This is a genomic window from Streptomyces coelicoflavus (genome assembly GCF_003112555.1).
Classification (GTDB): domain Bacteria; phylum Actinomycetota; class Actinomycetes; order Streptomycetales; family Streptomycetaceae; genus Streptomyces; species Streptomyces coelicoflavus.
Window position 1 is genome coordinate 80,660 of record NZ_BEWB01000013.1, and the last position, 13,836, is coordinate 94,495.

10 protein-coding genes are annotated in these 13,836 nt (G+C 72.7%); 7 read left to right on the forward strand and 3 right to left on the reverse strand.

Features of this window, described 5'->3' with window-relative positions; translation table 11 throughout:
- Positions 1–208: 208 nt before the first annotated feature.
- The 3 genes from polA (at position 209) to Sco07f_RS29485 (ending at position 5,672) form a co-directional block, all read left to right on the forward strand.
- On the forward strand, positions 209–2,932 hold the full coding sequence (gene polA / locus Sco07f_RS29475) for a DNA polymerase I (protein WP_108989633.1): 2,724 nt from the start codon (positions 209–211) through the stop codon (positions 2,930–2,932).
- 343 nt (positions 2,933–3,275) lie between these two features.
- Positions 3,276–3,596 carry a hypothetical protein gene (locus Sco07f_RS29480; RefSeq protein ID WP_244942164.1) on the forward strand — a complete coding sequence of 107 codons (321 nt, stop codon included), beginning with the start codon at positions 3,276–3,278 and terminating at the stop codon, positions 3,594–3,596.
- A gap of 258 nt (positions 3,597–3,854) precedes the next feature.
- On the forward strand, positions 3,855–5,672 hold the full coding sequence (locus tag Sco07f_RS29485) for a lytic transglycosylase domain-containing protein (protein ID WP_108989635.1): 1,818 nt from the start codon (positions 3,855–3,857) through the stop codon (positions 5,670–5,672).
- A gap of 46 nt (positions 5,673–5,718) precedes the next feature.
- On the opposite strand, the gene Sco07f_RS29490 is transcribed toward Sco07f_RS29485, so the two are convergent.
- Together Sco07f_RS29490 and Sco07f_RS29495 are read right to left on the reverse strand one after the other, a co-directional pair.
- Positions 5,719–8,388, reverse strand: coding sequence for an ATP-dependent RNA helicase (locus tag Sco07f_RS29490; RefSeq protein ID WP_108989636.1), 2,670 nt, complete (start codon positions 8,386–8,388; stop codon positions 5,719–5,721).
- 76 nt (positions 8,389–8,464) lie between these two features.
- On the reverse strand, positions 8,465–9,469 hold the full coding sequence (locus Sco07f_RS29495; protein WP_381502835.1) for a methyltransferase domain-containing protein: 1,005 nt from the start codon (positions 9,467–9,469) through the stop codon (positions 8,465–8,467).
- 224 nt (positions 9,470–9,693) lie between these two features.
- On the opposite strand from Sco07f_RS29495, the gene rpsA reads away from it, so the two are divergent.
- The 4 genes from rpsA to Sco07f_RS29520 all read left to right on the forward strand — a co-directional run bounded on the left by rpsA (position 9,694) and on the right by Sco07f_RS29520 (position 13,408).
- A complete protein-coding gene (rpsA, locus tag Sco07f_RS29505; RefSeq protein ID WP_007448423.1) occupies positions 9,694–11,208 on the forward strand; it encodes a 30S ribosomal protein S1 in 1,515 nt (504 codons plus the stop codon).
- Between the two features lie 172 nt (positions 11,209–11,380).
- Positions 11,381–12,319, forward strand: a complete 939-nt coding sequence (locus Sco07f_RS29510; RefSeq protein WP_007448422.1) for a PAC2 family protein — start codon at positions 11,381–11,383, stop codon at positions 12,317–12,319.
- Between the two features lie 32 nt (positions 12,320–12,351).
- Positions 12,352–12,978 carry a dephospho-CoA kinase gene (gene coaE, locus Sco07f_RS29515; RefSeq protein ID WP_054103392.1) on the forward strand — a complete coding sequence of 209 codons (627 nt, stop codon included), beginning with the start codon at positions 12,352–12,354 and terminating at the stop codon, positions 12,976–12,978.
- A 49-nt stretch (positions 12,979–13,027) separates the two neighbouring features.
- Entirely contained in the window at positions 13,028–13,408 is a 381-nt protein-coding gene (locus Sco07f_RS29520; RefSeq protein WP_007448420.1) for a tetratricopeptide repeat protein, read from the forward strand.
- Positions 13,409–13,500: 92 nt separating this feature from the next.
- Here the strand turns inward: Sco07f_RS29520 and Sco07f_RS29525 are convergent, their stop codons facing one another.
- Positions 13,501–13,758 (reverse strand): DUF6343 family protein, encoded by a 258-nt coding sequence (locus Sco07f_RS29525; protein WP_007448438.1) that lies wholly within the window; start codon positions 13,756–13,758, stop codon positions 13,501–13,503.
- Between the last annotated feature and the right edge of the window lie 78 nt (positions 13,759–13,836).

Below are 13,836 nucleotides of genomic sequence, written 5' to 3' on the forward strand. Positions count from 1 at the left end.
GCGGGGCGGGGCGGGGCGGGGCGGGGCCGCAGGCAGTGCTTGCGCCGGCGGAACGAGGGCGAGCTAGTGGCGCCGGGCGGGAGCCGCGCCCGCAGGGGCGCGGGGAACGGCGCGACCAGCCACGACGCACCCGCAGCCGGAGTGACCGCGCTGGTGCCACCGGCGATCGCGGCACCGGCTGTCAGTGCCACGTGGCAGGATCGGTGTCGTGGCGAAGACAGCATCGAAGAAGACCGACAGCACCTCCGGCGGCCGACCGCGGCTGATGCTCATGGACGGGCACTCCCTGGCGTACCGCGCGTTCTTCGCGCTGCCCGCGGAGAACTTCACGACCGCGACGGGCCAGCCGACCAACGCGATCTACGGCTTCGCGTCGATGCTGGCCAACACCTTGCGTGACGAGGCGCCCACGCACTTCGCGGTGGCGTTCGACGTCTCCCGCAAGACCTGGCGGTCCGAGGAGTTCACCGAGTACAAGGCGAACCGCTCCAAGACCCCGGACGAGTTCAAGGGGCAGGTCGAGCTGATCGGCGAGCTGCTCGACTCCATGCACGTCCCCCGGTTCGCCGTCGAGGGCTTCGAGGCGGACGACGTCATCGCCACCCTCGCCACCCAGGCCGAGGCCGAGGGCTTCGACGTGCTGATCGTCACCGGTGACCGGGACTCCTTCCAGCTGGTCAGCGAGCACACCACGGTTCTCTACCCGACCAAGGGCGTCTCCGAGCTGACCCGCTTCACCCCGGAGAAGGTCTTCGAGAAGTACGGGCTGACCCCCGCCCAGTACCCCGACTTCGCGGCGCTGCGCGGCGACCCGTCCGACAACCTGCCCGGCATCCCGGGCGTCGGCGAGAAGACGGCCGCGAAGTGGATCAACCAGTTCGGGTCCTTCGCGGAGCTGGTCGAGCGTGTCGAAGAGGTCAAGGGCAAGGCCGGGCAGAATCTGCGCGACCACCTGGAGTCGGTCAAGCTCAACCGCCGGCTCACCGAGCTGGAGCGGCGCGTCGAGCTGCCGAAGACGGTCACCGACCTGGAGCGGACGGCGTACGACCGCAAGGGCGTCGCGGTGATCCTGGACACCCTGGAGATCCGGAACCCCTCCCTGCGCGAGCGGCTCTACGCCGTGGACCCGGGCGCCGAGGAGGCCGAGGCCGCCCCGGTGGTCGCGGACGGCGTGGAGCTGGACGGCACGGTGCTCGGCACGGGCGAGCTGGCCGGCTGGCTCACCGAGCACGGCGACCGGCCGCTCGGCGTGGCCACGGTCGACACTTGGGCCCTGGGCACCGGCTCGGTCACCGAGGTCGCGCTGGCGGCGGCCGACGGCAAGGCCGCCTGGTTCGACCCGACGGAGACCGACGAGGCCGACGAGACGGCGTTCCGGGCCTGGCTCTCCGACCCGGACCGGCCGAAGGTCCTGCACAACGCCAAGGGCGCGATGCGCGTCTTCGCCGAGCACGGCTGGAGCGTCGCCGGCGTGGGTATGGACACCGCGCTCGCCGCCTACCTGGTCAAGCCCGGCCGCCGTTCCTTCGACCTGGACGCGCTGTCCCTGGAGTACCTGCACCGCGAGCTGGCCCCCGCCGCCGCGGCCGACGGACAGCTCGCCTTCGGCGCGGACGAGGGCGCCGAGGCCGAGGCGCTGATGGTGCAGGCCCGCGCGATCCTCGACCTGGGCGAGGCCTTCGAGGGCCGCCTGGCGGACGTCGGCGCCGCCGACCTGCTGCGCGACATGGAGCTGCCCACGTCCGCGCTGCTCGCCCGCATGGAGCGGCACGGCATCGCGGCCGACCGCGAGCACCTCCAGGCGATGGAGCAGATGTTCGCGGGCGCCGTCCAGCAGGCGGTGAAGGAGGCGCACGCGGCGGCCGGACGAGAATTCAACCTGGGTTCGCCCAAGCAGCTCCAGGAGGTCCTCTTCGGCGAGCTGAACCTGCCGAAGACCAAGAAGACCAAGACCGGCTACACCACCGACGCCGACGCCCTGGCCTGGCTCGCCGCCCAGACGGACAACGAACTGCCGGTGATCATGCTCCGCCACCGCGAGCAGGCCAAGCTGCGGGTCACGGTGGAGGGCCTGATCAAGACGATCGCCGCGGACGGCCGCATCCACACCACTTTCAACCAGACGGTCGCCGCGACCGGCCGCCTCTCCTCCACGGACCCGAACCTGCAGAACATCCCGGTCCGCACCGACGAGGGACGCGCCATCCGCCGCGGCTTCGTGGTGGGCGAGGGCTTCGAGTCCCTGATGACGGCCGACTACAGCCAGATCGAGCTGCGCGTGATGGCCCACCTGTCCGAGGACGAGGGCCTGACCGAGGCGTTCACGTCCGGCGAGGACCTCCACACCACCGCGGCGGCCCAGGTCTTCTCCGTCGAGCAGTCGGCCGTGGACGCGGAGATGCGCCGCAAGATCAAGGCCATGTCCTACGGCCTGGCGTACGGCCTGTCCGCCTTCGGTCTCTCCCAGCAGCTGAACATCGAGGCGGCCGAGGCCCGCGGCCTCATGGACGCCTACTTCGAGCGCTTCGGCGGCGTACGGGACTATCTGCGCCGGGTCGTCGACGAGGCACGGGCCACGGGCTACACGGCGACCCTCTTCGGCCGCCGCCGTTATCTGCCCGACCTCAACAGCGACAACCGCCAGCGCCGCGAGGCGGCCGAGCGCATGGCCCTGAACGCGCCGATCCAGGGCACGGCGGCCGACATCGTCAAGATCGCCATGCTCAACGTGGACAAGGCGCTGCGCGAGGCCGGCCTCAAGTCCCGCATGCTCCTCCAGGTCCACGACGAAATCGTCCTGGAGATCGCGCCGGGTGAGCGCGCGACGGCAGAGGAACTGGTCCGCCGCGAAATGGCCGACGCGGTACGGCTCAGGGTCCCCCTGGGGGTCTCGGTGGGCGCGGGCCGGGACTGGGAGTCGGCAGCGCACTAGCCTCCCTGCCTCCCTGCCTCCCTGCCGCCCTGCCGCTGGGGCGGCACGGGTGGGCGGTGGGGATCCCCCCGCTCGAGCGAAGCCGAGAGTGGGGGAGGCACCCGGCGACGCCGGGCTGCGCCCTCCCCCCCCCCGCCCCCAGCCAACGCCGGGCGGCCCTGTCGGACCGGGGGCGGCCCCCCTGTTCCACTCGGGACACCCGTGCCCCGCCCCCCCCCGTCACTCCGCTGGCCCCCGAGGAAACGCCCCGCCCCCGCTCTCCGCCGAGGATGCGGGCATGGGTATACGCATGCTCCACCCCCGGACAACACCGGCACGGGCACGCACAGACGGACCCGCCCGCGTGCCACTCCTCCCCGTCCCGGTCTTCGCGCCGGGCGCAAGTACCGGCCGCACCCCCGCCACCCTCACGACGGCCCTGCGGCACACCGCGAAGGACCTCCGCCGCAGCCTCGCCCGCAAGGCTCCCGCGGTCCCCGGAACCTCCGCCACCTCCGCCCCGCACGAGACACCCGCCTGGCGCCTGTGGGCCGGCCTGGCCCGCGGTTACCTCGCCCTGACCCTCAGCCTGCTGCCCCGGCCGCGCCCCGCCCGCACCTTCACCGTCTTCGTCGCGAGCGCCGACCCTCTGGGCGCACGACGCGGAGGTACGGCTCCGTACTGAGCACGGCCCTGGGGCTCATATGGCCAAGTGGTGAATATCGGGCAGGAACGGGTGCCCGTGCAAAGCAAGTTGTCGTAGGGTCGCCTGCGGCACCGTACGGGTCGAACAGACGGACACCGTGCTCGGAGGAGTGCGGTGCAACCGTCGGTGCCCGACGATCGTCACAACAGGGCGGATACAGCGGGTACAACGGGCGAGCACGACAGCGGAAGACGGACGGGAAAGGACGCGCGGGCGTCCAGGGGAGGGGATCACTCTATGGCGGCGCATTTCGACAGGAGGCTCCGCAAGGCGGCGGTCACCACCACCGTGGCGGCGGTCGCGGTCGCGGCCCTGTCCGCGTCCCAGGCTCCCGACGTGACGGCCGACGGCAACGGCAGACAGACCACCGCCGACAACGTGCCGACGTCCGACACACCCTCCGCGGAGAGCGCCACCGGCAACTCGCCCTACTACACCGACCTGCCGCCGCTCAACAGCCCCAGCCCCGCCCCGACCACGGGCACGCCCACCTCCCCGGGCTCGCCCGAGGCCGGCATTCCCGCGACCGTCCTCGACGCCTACAAGAAGGCCGAGGCGGAGCTGCGCCGTGCCAAGCCCGGCTGCAACCTGCCCTGGCAACTGCTCGCCGCCATCGGCAAGGTGGAGTCCGGTCAGGCCCGCGGCGGCCGCGTGGACGCGGGCGGCACCACGATCGGCAAGATCATCGGCCCGCAGCTCGACGGCAACGGCTTCGCGCTCATCAAGGACACCGACAACGGCGTCTACGACGGCAACAGCAGCTACGACAACGCCGTGGGCCCCATGCAGTTCATCCCGTCCACCTGGGCATGGGCGGGCCGCGACGGCAACGGCGACGGCAAGGAAGACCCCAACAACGTCTACGACGCCGCGCTCGCCGCAGGCCACTACCTGTGCCGCTACGACTGGAACCTGTCCGACCAGGCCGACCTCGACCGCGCGATCCTCAGCTACAACAACTCGCAGGACTACCTGAACACGGTCCTGTCGTGGCTCGAGCACTACCGCAGGGGAACCCACGAGATCCCGGACGGCACCGGCAGCCTCCCGGTCGGCCGCAGCGACGACACCGGCGCGGGCGCCAGTCCCGCGCCGGGCAGGACGAGCACGAGCACCCCGCCCAAGGCCCCCGGTAAGACGCCCGGCCCGGGCAAGAGCCCGAGTACGCCGCCGACGTCGGGCGAGACCACCAACCCCGGCGGTCCGAGCACCAAGCCCCCGAAGGACCCGGAGCCGCCGACCAGCACCCCCACGCCGGTCCCGACCCCCACCGACACCGTTCACCACCTGGAGAACGCCGGCGCCACGGGGCTCACCGCGACCGCGGGCGACACCTTCGCCAAGAGGATCAGCGCCCGTGCCGAGACCAAGGCCGGAGACGCCGTCGGCAAGGTGCGCATCCGCTTCACGGTCCTGGGCGACACGGACGCCGCCTTCACCGGCGGTGACAAGTTCGCCGCGGTCACCACCGACGCCTCCGGCACCGCCGAGGCACCCGCGCTGGTGGCCGGCGAGCAGACCGGCGAGTTCACCGTCCGCGCCACGGTGATCGGCCGTACCCTCCCGGGCCTGGACTACAAGGCCACCGTCACCGAGCGCGTCGCCGACACCCTCACCCGTACCACCGACACCGAGCTGACCTGCACGCCGGGCGGCGAGTTCGCCGACCCGGTCGCCGTGAAGGCCACGCTCAAGGGCGCGGTCGCGGACAAGGTCGCCGTCACCGCGACGCTCATCAAGTCGGACGCCGACCCGACCGAGAACGACAAGGGTCCCTACTTCAAGGACGCCGACGGGAAGGCCGTCCGCACGCTGACCGGCCGGAAGACCGACGCCAAGGGCGTGCTGGAGCTGCCGAAGCTCTTCGCCGACGACGCCGAGGGCACGTACATCCTCCGCCTCACCACGCCGGGCGGTGGCACGCTCGACGTCACCCTGACGGTGGCCAAGGCGGCCGGAACGACACCGGAACCCTCCACCGACCCGTCCGGGACCCCTTCCGCCGGCCCGTCCGAGACGCCCACCGCCGAACCGTCCACCGGACCGGAGGCCTAGGCCGCCCGGCCCGGCGGGCGCCCTCCGCCCCGCCGGGCCGTCGCGGTCACCTGCCGAGCCGGGCCTTCGTGTACCGCGTCGGCTCCGCCGTGGCCGGGTCCTCGGGCCACGGGTGCTTCGGATACCGGCCGCGCAGCTCCGCCCGTACGCCCTTGTATCCGTCCCTCCAGAACGAGGCCAGGTCCGCCGTGACCGCGGCGGGACGGCCGGCGGGGGAGAGAAGATGCACGAGGAGCGGCACCCCGGCGACCTCCGGTGACCGCTGGAGCCCGAACATCTCCTGCAGCTTCACCGCGAGCACGGGCTGTTCGGGGTCGGCATAGTCGATCCGGATCCTGGACCCACTGGGGACGGCGATCCGCTCGGGGGCCAGCTCGTCGAGGCGCGCCGCCTCCCCGGAGGCCCAGGGCAGCAGCCGGGTCAGCGCCTCCGCGGCGTCGATCCGCCCCAGGTCGGACCGCCGCCGGGCCCGGCTCAGCTCGGGCTCCAGCCACTCGTCCGCGCGCGCGAGGAGCGCGTCGTCGGTGACGTCCGGCCAGGGCTCACCCAGGTGGCTCCGCAGGAACGCGAGCCGTCGGCGCAGCAGTTCCGCGTCCGCCGACCGGCGCAGCAGCCCGAACCCCTCCCGCCGCAACCCCTCCAGCAGCGCGCCCCGCACGAGACCGGGGTCGGCGGCGGAAAGGGGCCGCACCGCCAGCTCCACGGCCCCGAGCCGCTCGACACGCCGGGCCACCACGTCGCCGTCGGCCCAGTGCACCTCGTCCCGTTCCGTCAGCAGTGCCCCGGCCGCGAGCCGGGCGGTGTCCTCGTCGACGACCGCACCGAGCTGCACGCGCGCGTGCCCCCTTCCCACGGGCCGGTCGGCCACGGCCACGGCGATCCACGGCGCCCCGCGCAGCGCGGACGCCTCCGGCAGCTCCGCCCGGGTGCCGGACACCATCAGATACGAACCGCCGTCCTTCCTGGCCACCCGTTCGGGAAACGCCAGGGCGGCCACCAGTCCGGCGAGAGCCTCCTCGCCCACCCGCCGTCCGCGTCCACCGCCCCGGCCCTCCACGGCGCCCCGCAGCCGCCGCACCTCGGCCCGCCACCGCGCCGCGTACGCGTCCCCGCCGCGCCGAGCGGCCCGCAGGACGGCCGGGAGGTCGTCCCCGTACTCCCGAGGCGCCTCCTCACTCAGCAGCCCCACCACCTCGGCCACCACCTCACCCACCCCGGCTCCCCGGCCCTCGAAGCCGCCGGTCCGGTCATCGCCTGCGGCGGCGGTGTGCGTCCCGGCGATGCCCGCCCGGGGGGAGGCCGTCCCGGGGGCGTCCGTCGTGGAGGGGGCCGCTCCGGCCGCGTCCGCCCCGGAGCCGCCGGCCCTGGAAGCGCTCAGCTCCTCCGCGTCCAGGAGCGCCCGGCCCAGCCGGGGGTGCAGCCCGAGGCGGGCCAGCCGTGCGCCCCGCTCCGTCGCCCGGCCGGCCGGATCCACCGCGCCGACCGCCTCCAGCACCGACCGGGCGGCCGCCATCGCCCCGCCCGGCGGCGGATCGAGCAGCGCCAGACCCGACGCGTCCGGGTCGCCCCAGCAAGCCGCCTGCAACGCGAACGCCGTCAGGTCGGCCACCTTGATCTCCGGCGCCGGGAACCGCGGCAGACGGGCGTCCTCCGCCTCCGCCCAGCAGCGGTACACCACCCCCGGGGCCTCACGGCCGGCCCGGCCCGCCCGCTGCCGCGCCGCCGCCCGCGAGGCCCGTACCGTCGCCAGCGCGCTCAGCCCGCGCGCGTGATCCACGCGCGGCTCCCGCGCGAGGCCCGCGTCCACGACCACCCGCACGCCCGGAACCGTCAGCGACGACTCGGCCACCGAGGTCGCCAGCACCACCCTGCGGCGCGCCCCGGGCGCCAGCACGGCGTCCTGTACGGCCGCGGGTGCCCGGCCGTGCACCTGGAGCACGTCGACGTCCCCGAGCGCCCCCAGATGCCCGGCGACACGGGAGATCTCGCCGACCCCCGGCAGGAAACACAGCACGTCCCCGTCCCGCTCGGCCAGCGCCCGCCGCACCACCGACGCCACGTGCGCGAGCAGGGCCGGGTCCACCCGCATCCCGTGCGGCGGCCGCACGGGACGCGCCGGTGGCGCCCACACGGCCTCGACGGGATACGACACACCCGGCGCCTCGACGACCGGCGCGCCGCCCAGCAGCCGGGACCAGCCCTCCGCGTCGGTCGTGGCCGACGCGGCCACCAGCCGCAGCTCGGGCCGCAGGGCCTGCCGCACGTCCCACAGGAACGCGGCCGTCGTGTCCGCGTCCAGATGCCGCTCGTGGCACTCGTCCAGCACCACCACGTCGACGCCCGTCAGCTCCTGGTCCCGCTGGAGCCGCTGGAGCAGCACACCGGTCGTGACGACCTCCACGCGCGCGTGGCGCCCGACCACCCGTTCACCGCGCACCGTGTACCCGACGTGCTCGCCCGGCTTCTCGCCCAGCAGCCACGCCATCCGCCGCGCCGCCGCCCGCGCCGCGATCCGCCGCGGCTCGGCGACGACCACCCGCCGCGCGGGAGCCTCCTCCCCGCCCAGCAGCCCGGCCAGCGCCAGCGGCACCAGCGTCGTCTTGCCGGTGCCGGGCGGCGCGACCAGCACCGCGGTGCCGGGCCCCTCCAGGGCGTCGTGCAGCGCGGGCAGGGCGCCGCGCACGGGCAGCGCGTCCAGGGCGTCGTAACGGATCATGCCCCCAGTGTCGTACGTCCGCGAAACCGCCCTCCACGCGCGCGTGGACCCGCACCCGGGCCGATGCCGCCGCGGCTCAGTCGCGCTCGCAGACGAAGATCGCCGTCCCCGGGATCAGATGCCCGCGCAGCGGCGACCAGCCGCCCCACTCCGAGGTGTTCCACTCCGGCCACTCCGGCTCCACGAGGTCCACCAGCCGGAACCCCGACGTCACCACGTCCCGCACCCGGTCGCCGAGCGTCCTGTGGTGCTCGACGTACACCGCGAGGCCCTCGTCGTCCTGCTCCACGTACGGCGTGCGGTCGAAGTACGACGCGGACACCGACAGCCCCTCGGGCCCGGGCTCGTCCGGGAACGACCAGCGCAGCGGGTGCGTGACCGAGAAGACGAAGCGGCCGCCGGGCCGCAGCACCCGGTGCACCTCCCGCAGCACCAGCCGCGGGTCGGCGACGAACGGCAGCGCCCCGTACGCCGAGCACGCCAGGTCGAACGAGCCGTCCGCGAAGGGCAGGACCGTCGCGTCGGCACACACCAGGGGGAACGAGCCGCCGATGCGCAGGGCGTGCTGGAGCTGGCGGTGGGAGAGGTCCAGTGCCACCGGGCGGGCACCCTGGGCGGTCAGCCACCGCGAGCACTGGGCGGCGCCGGCCCCGATCTCCAGGACGTCCTTGCCCTTCAGGTCCTCCGGCGGGCCGAGCAGCTCGGCCTCCACCTCGTCCAGCCCCTCGGGACACCACACGAAGCGGTCGTCGCCGAGGAAGGTGCCGTGCTCGGTCTGGTACTCGTCCGCGTTCCGGTCCCACCAGCCGCGGTTGGCGCGGGAACTCTCCGTGACACCGGCGGCACGCCGGGTGGCCTCGGGTTCTGGTCCTTCGGCTCCCTCGGCCCCGGATGCGACCCCGGATACGGCTTCGGACGTTGCGGGCTCTTGGATGACCGGCTCCCTCGTACTAGTCTGCGGGCTCTTCCGTGCCGCCGCCCGCGTGTCGCGCAAGGGGCGTCCAGGGCTCCGTGTGGCCTCGGGAGACGGCTTTTGTGCCGGGTATGCGACGATCCGCCCCGGGTGTGCGGCTTCGCGCATTGACCCTGCCCGGCTGCCCCCGTATGCTACAAGTTGCGCTGCGGGCCTGCGCACCTCAGACGTAGCAGGTCGCGCTCGCATCTGTTGTATGTCCCCTCGGTTCTCGAGGTGTCACCCCTGGTTTCGGTGACGCTTCCTAAGCTGTCCGGCTTCTTCAGAGCGAAACGGGCTCCCGGCGCAAGCAGTACCTACGACTCAATGTCCGTACCGGAGCCCTTTCCCACATGACGAGCAGCACCGAGACCACCGCCACCACCCCGCAGGTTGCGGTCAACGACATCGGTAACGAGGAAGCCTTCCTCGCCGCGATCGACGAGACGATCAAGTACTTCAACGACGGCGACATCGTCGACGGCGTCATCGTGAAGGTCGACCGGGACGAGGTCCTGCTCGACATCGGTTACAAGACCGAAGGTGTCATCCCGAGCCGCGAGCTCTCGATCAAGCACGACGTCGACCCCAACGAGGTCGTCGCCGTCGGTGACGAGATCGAGGCCCTTGTTCTCCAGAAGGAGGACAAGGAAGGCCGCCTGATCCTCTCGAAGAAGCGCGCCCAGTACGAGCGTGCCTGGGGCACCATCGAGAAGATCAAGGAAGAGGACGGCATCGTCACCGGTACCGTCATCGAGGTCGTCAAGGGTGGTCTCATCCTCGACATCGGCCTCCGCGGCTTCCTCCCGGCCTCCCTGGTCGAGATGCGTCGCGTCCGCGACCTCCAGCCCTACGTGGGCAAGGAGCTCGAGGCGAAGATCATCGAGCTGGACAAGAACCGCAACAACGTGGTCCTGTCCCGCCGTGCCTGGCTGGAGCAGACCCAGTCCGAGGTCCGCCAGACGTTCCTCACCACCCTCCAGAAGGGTCAGGTCCGTTCCGGCGTCGTCTCCTCGATCGTCAACTTCGGTGCCTTCGTGGACCTGGGTGGCGTCGACGGTCTGGTCCACGTCTCCGAGCTGTCCTGGAAGCACATCGACCACCCGTCCGAGGTTGTCGAGGTCGGCCAGGAAGTCACCGTCGAGGTCCTCGACGTCGACATGGACCGCGAGCGTGTCTCCCTGTCGCTGAAGGCGACCCAGGAAGACCCGTGGCAGCAGTTCGCCCGCACCCACCAGATCGGCCAGGTCGTGCCCGGCAAGGTCACGAAGCTGGTGCCGTTCGGTGCGTTCGTCCGCGTGGACGAGGGCATCGAGGGTCTGGTCCACATCTCCGAGCTGGCCGAGCGCCACGTGGAGATCCCGGAGCAGGTCGTCCAGGTCAACGACGAGATCTTCGTCAAGGTCATCGACATCGACCTCGAGCGCCGCCGCATCAGCCTCTCGCTGAAGCAGGCCAACGAGGCCTTCGGTGCCGACCCGTCGGCGGTCGAGTTCGACCCGACCCTGTACGGCATGGCCGCGTCCTACGACGACCAGGGCAACTACATCTACCCCGAGGGCTTCGACCCCGAGACCAACGACTGGCTCGAGGGCTACGAGACCCAGCGCGAGGCCTGGGAGACGCAGTACGCCGAGGCCCAGCAGCGCTTCGAGCAGCACCAGGCGCAGGTCATCAAGTCCCGCGAGGCGGACGAGAAGGCCGCGGCCGAGGGTGTCGACACCGCGGGTGCGGCTCAGGCCGCGTCCGGCAGCGGTGGCGGCGGCGGTGGCTCGTACTCCTCCGAGGGTGGCGACAACTCCGGCGCCCTGGCGTCGGACGAGGCGCTGGCCGCGCTGCGCGAGAAGCTGGCCGGCGGCCAGAGCTGAAGCTCCGCACACCGGCCGCTGACCCACGGCGGTTGAAGCACAGCGGTTGACCGAGGGGCCGCACCTTCCGAGGTGCGGCCCCTTCGGGTTTCTCCCGGGGCGGTTCCTTCTGGGAATGCCCCGCCCCGCAAGGGCGTTGTCACGTGTGAACACGAGGAGGGGAGCGGTCACTGTGCTTGATCCGCAGGATTTGTACGCCTGGGAGCCGAAGGGCCTTGCCGTCGTCGACATGGCACTCGCCCAGGAGTCGGCCGGACTGGTCATGCTGTACCACTTCGACGGATACATCGACGCCGGCGAGACCGGCGACCAGATCGTCGACCAGGTGCTCGACTCGCTGCCCCACCAGGTCGTCGCCCGCTTCGACCACGACCGGCTCGTGGACTACCGGGCGCGCCGGCCGCTGCTGACCTTCAAACGCGACACCTGGACGGACTACGAGGAACCCACCATCGAGGTGCGGCTCGTCCAGGACGCCACCGGAGCGCCCTTCCTGATCCTGTCCGGCCCCGAGCCGGACGTCGAGTGGGAGCGTTTCGCCGCCGCCGTACGGCAGATCGTGGAGCGGCTCGGCGTCCGTCTGTCGGTGAGCTTCCACGGCATCCCCATGGGCGTCCCGCACACCCGTCCCGTAGGCATCACCCCGCACGGCACCCGCACCGACCTCGTGCCGGGCCACCGCAGCCCCTTCGAGGAGGCGCAGGTCCCCGGCAGCGCGGAGGCGCTCGTCGAGTACCGGCTCGCGCAGGCCGGCCACGAGGTGCTCGGCGTCGCCGCGCACGTCCCGCACTACATCGCCCGCTCCGCGTACCCGGACGCGGCGCTGACCGTCCTGGAGTCGATCACCGCGGCGACCGGTCTGGTCCTGCCCGGCATCGCGCACGCCCTGCGCACGGAGGCCCACCGCACCCAGACGGAGATCGACCGGCAGATCCAGGAGGGCGACGAGGAACTCACCGCGCTCGTCCAGGGCCTGGAGCACCAGTACGACGCGGCCGCCGGCGCCGAGACCCGGGGCAACATGCTCGCCGAGCCCCTCGAGATCCCCTCGGCGGACGAGATCGGCCGCGAGTTCGAACGGTTCCTGGCGGAGCGGGAGGGCGACGGCTGACGCCGCAACCGGCAGGCCCTAAGCTTCCGCTCATGTTGAAGGTGGGCCTGACCGGCGGGATCGGCGCCGGCAAGAGCGAGGTGTCCCGGCTCCTCGTCGAGCACGGCGCCGTGCTGATCGACGCGGACCGGATCGCGCGCGAGGTCGTCGCCCCCGGGACGCCGGGGCTCGCCGCGGTCGTGGAGGCGTTCGGCGAGGACGTCCTCGCCCGGGACGGCAGCCTGGACCGGCCGAAACTGGGCTCGATCGTCTTCGCCGACCCGGAGAAGCTGTCCGTTCTGAACGGCATCGTGCACCCCCTGGTGGGTGAGCGCTCCCGCGCCCTCGAGGAGGCCGCCGCCGAGGACGCCGTCGTCGTCCACGACGTCCCCCTGCTCACGGAGAACGGCCTCGCCCCGCTGTACGACCTCGTGGTCGTCGTGGACGCCGACCCCGCCACCCAGCTCGACCGGCTGGTACGGCTGCGGGGCATGACCGAGCAGGACGCGCGGGCCCGCATGGCCGCCCAGGCGACGCGCGAGCAGCGCCGGGAGATCGCCGACGTGGTCGTCGACAACGACGTACCGCTCGAGGAACTGCGCCGACGGGTGGCAGACGTGTGGGCCGGACTGGTGCGCAAGGCGCACACAGAACGGCACGCCGGGCGGCGCACGGAATAGCGAACCCCGCGCGCGCGTTGATCCCTTCCAGCGAGGGAAGGACTCTGCCGTGCCCGAGACAAGCGGTTCGACCGGACGTACGCCGGAGACGGATGTCATCGACTTCCGTGCCGCCGAGCAGCTGCTCGCGGCGCGGGACCCGCGTGGCGCGGTGAAGCTCCTCGACGGGGTCATCGGCGCCCATCCCGAGAACACCGCCGCGCGGATGCTGCGTGCGCGTGCCTTCTTCGCGGCGGCGCAACTGCGACCGGCCGAGCTGGAGTTCACCATCGTGCTGGAGCGCGAGCCGGACAACGCGTTCGCGCACTTCGCACTCGCCCGCACCTACGAGCGCCGGGGCTGCCCCGACCAGGCCAGGCGCCACTTCCGGCTGGCGGCGGCGCTGGACCCGAACCCGGAGTACTTGCAGCAGGCGCGGTTCGACTCCTGACGGCGGCTCGATTCCTGACGGCCCTCAATGCCTGACCACCGCTCGGCTCCCGACGGCCGCCGCTCCGGGGTGTGCGGGCGGTCGAGGGCCGGTCAGCGCTTCGGCGGCAGGTACGGCGGGATGTCACGGCCCGGCTGGTAGTGCGGGCCCTGGCGGATGTGCCGGAGGATCACGGTCAGGTCGATCGTGGCGATCAGCCACAGCACCCCGCAGGCGAGCGCCCAGCCGAACCGTCCCGTGAGCGCGAAGGCGGCCGTGCCGAAGACCGCCCAGGCCAGCCCCCACAGGCTCAGCCAGAAACGCGCCCGCAGGGCACTGCGCGCGGTGGCCGGTTCACTGCCCGTACGCATCGGTTCACCACTTCCTGCAACGAACGTACTCCGGCGGACCGCGAGGGGGAAGCGTGGCCTGCCGCCGGGCCGGCCGCA

Coding starts and splice junctions, on each gene's coding strand:
- Sco07f_RS29485 (WP_108989635.1), top strand. CDS start 3,855: ATGGCGGCGCATTTCGACAGGAGGCTCCGCAAGGCGGCGGTCACCACC.
- Sco07f_RS29490 (WP_108989636.1), bottom strand. CDS start 8,388: ATGATCCGTTACGACGCCCTGGACGCGCTGCCCGTGCGCGGCGCCCTG.
- Sco07f_RS29495 (WP_381502835.1), bottom strand. CDS start 9,469: ATGCGCGAAGCCGCACACCCGGGGCGGATCGTCGCATACCCGGCACAA.
- rpsA (WP_007448423.1), top strand. CDS start 9,694: ATGACGAGCAGCACCGAGACCACCGCCACCACCCCGCAGGTTGCGGTC.
- coaE (WP_054103392.1), top strand. CDS start 12,352: ATGTTGAAGGTGGGCCTGACCGGCGGGATCGGCGCCGGCAAGAGCGAG.
- Sco07f_RS29525 (WP_007448438.1), bottom strand. CDS start 13,758: ATGCGTACGGGCAGTGAACCGGCCACCGCGCGCAGTGCCCTGCGGGCG.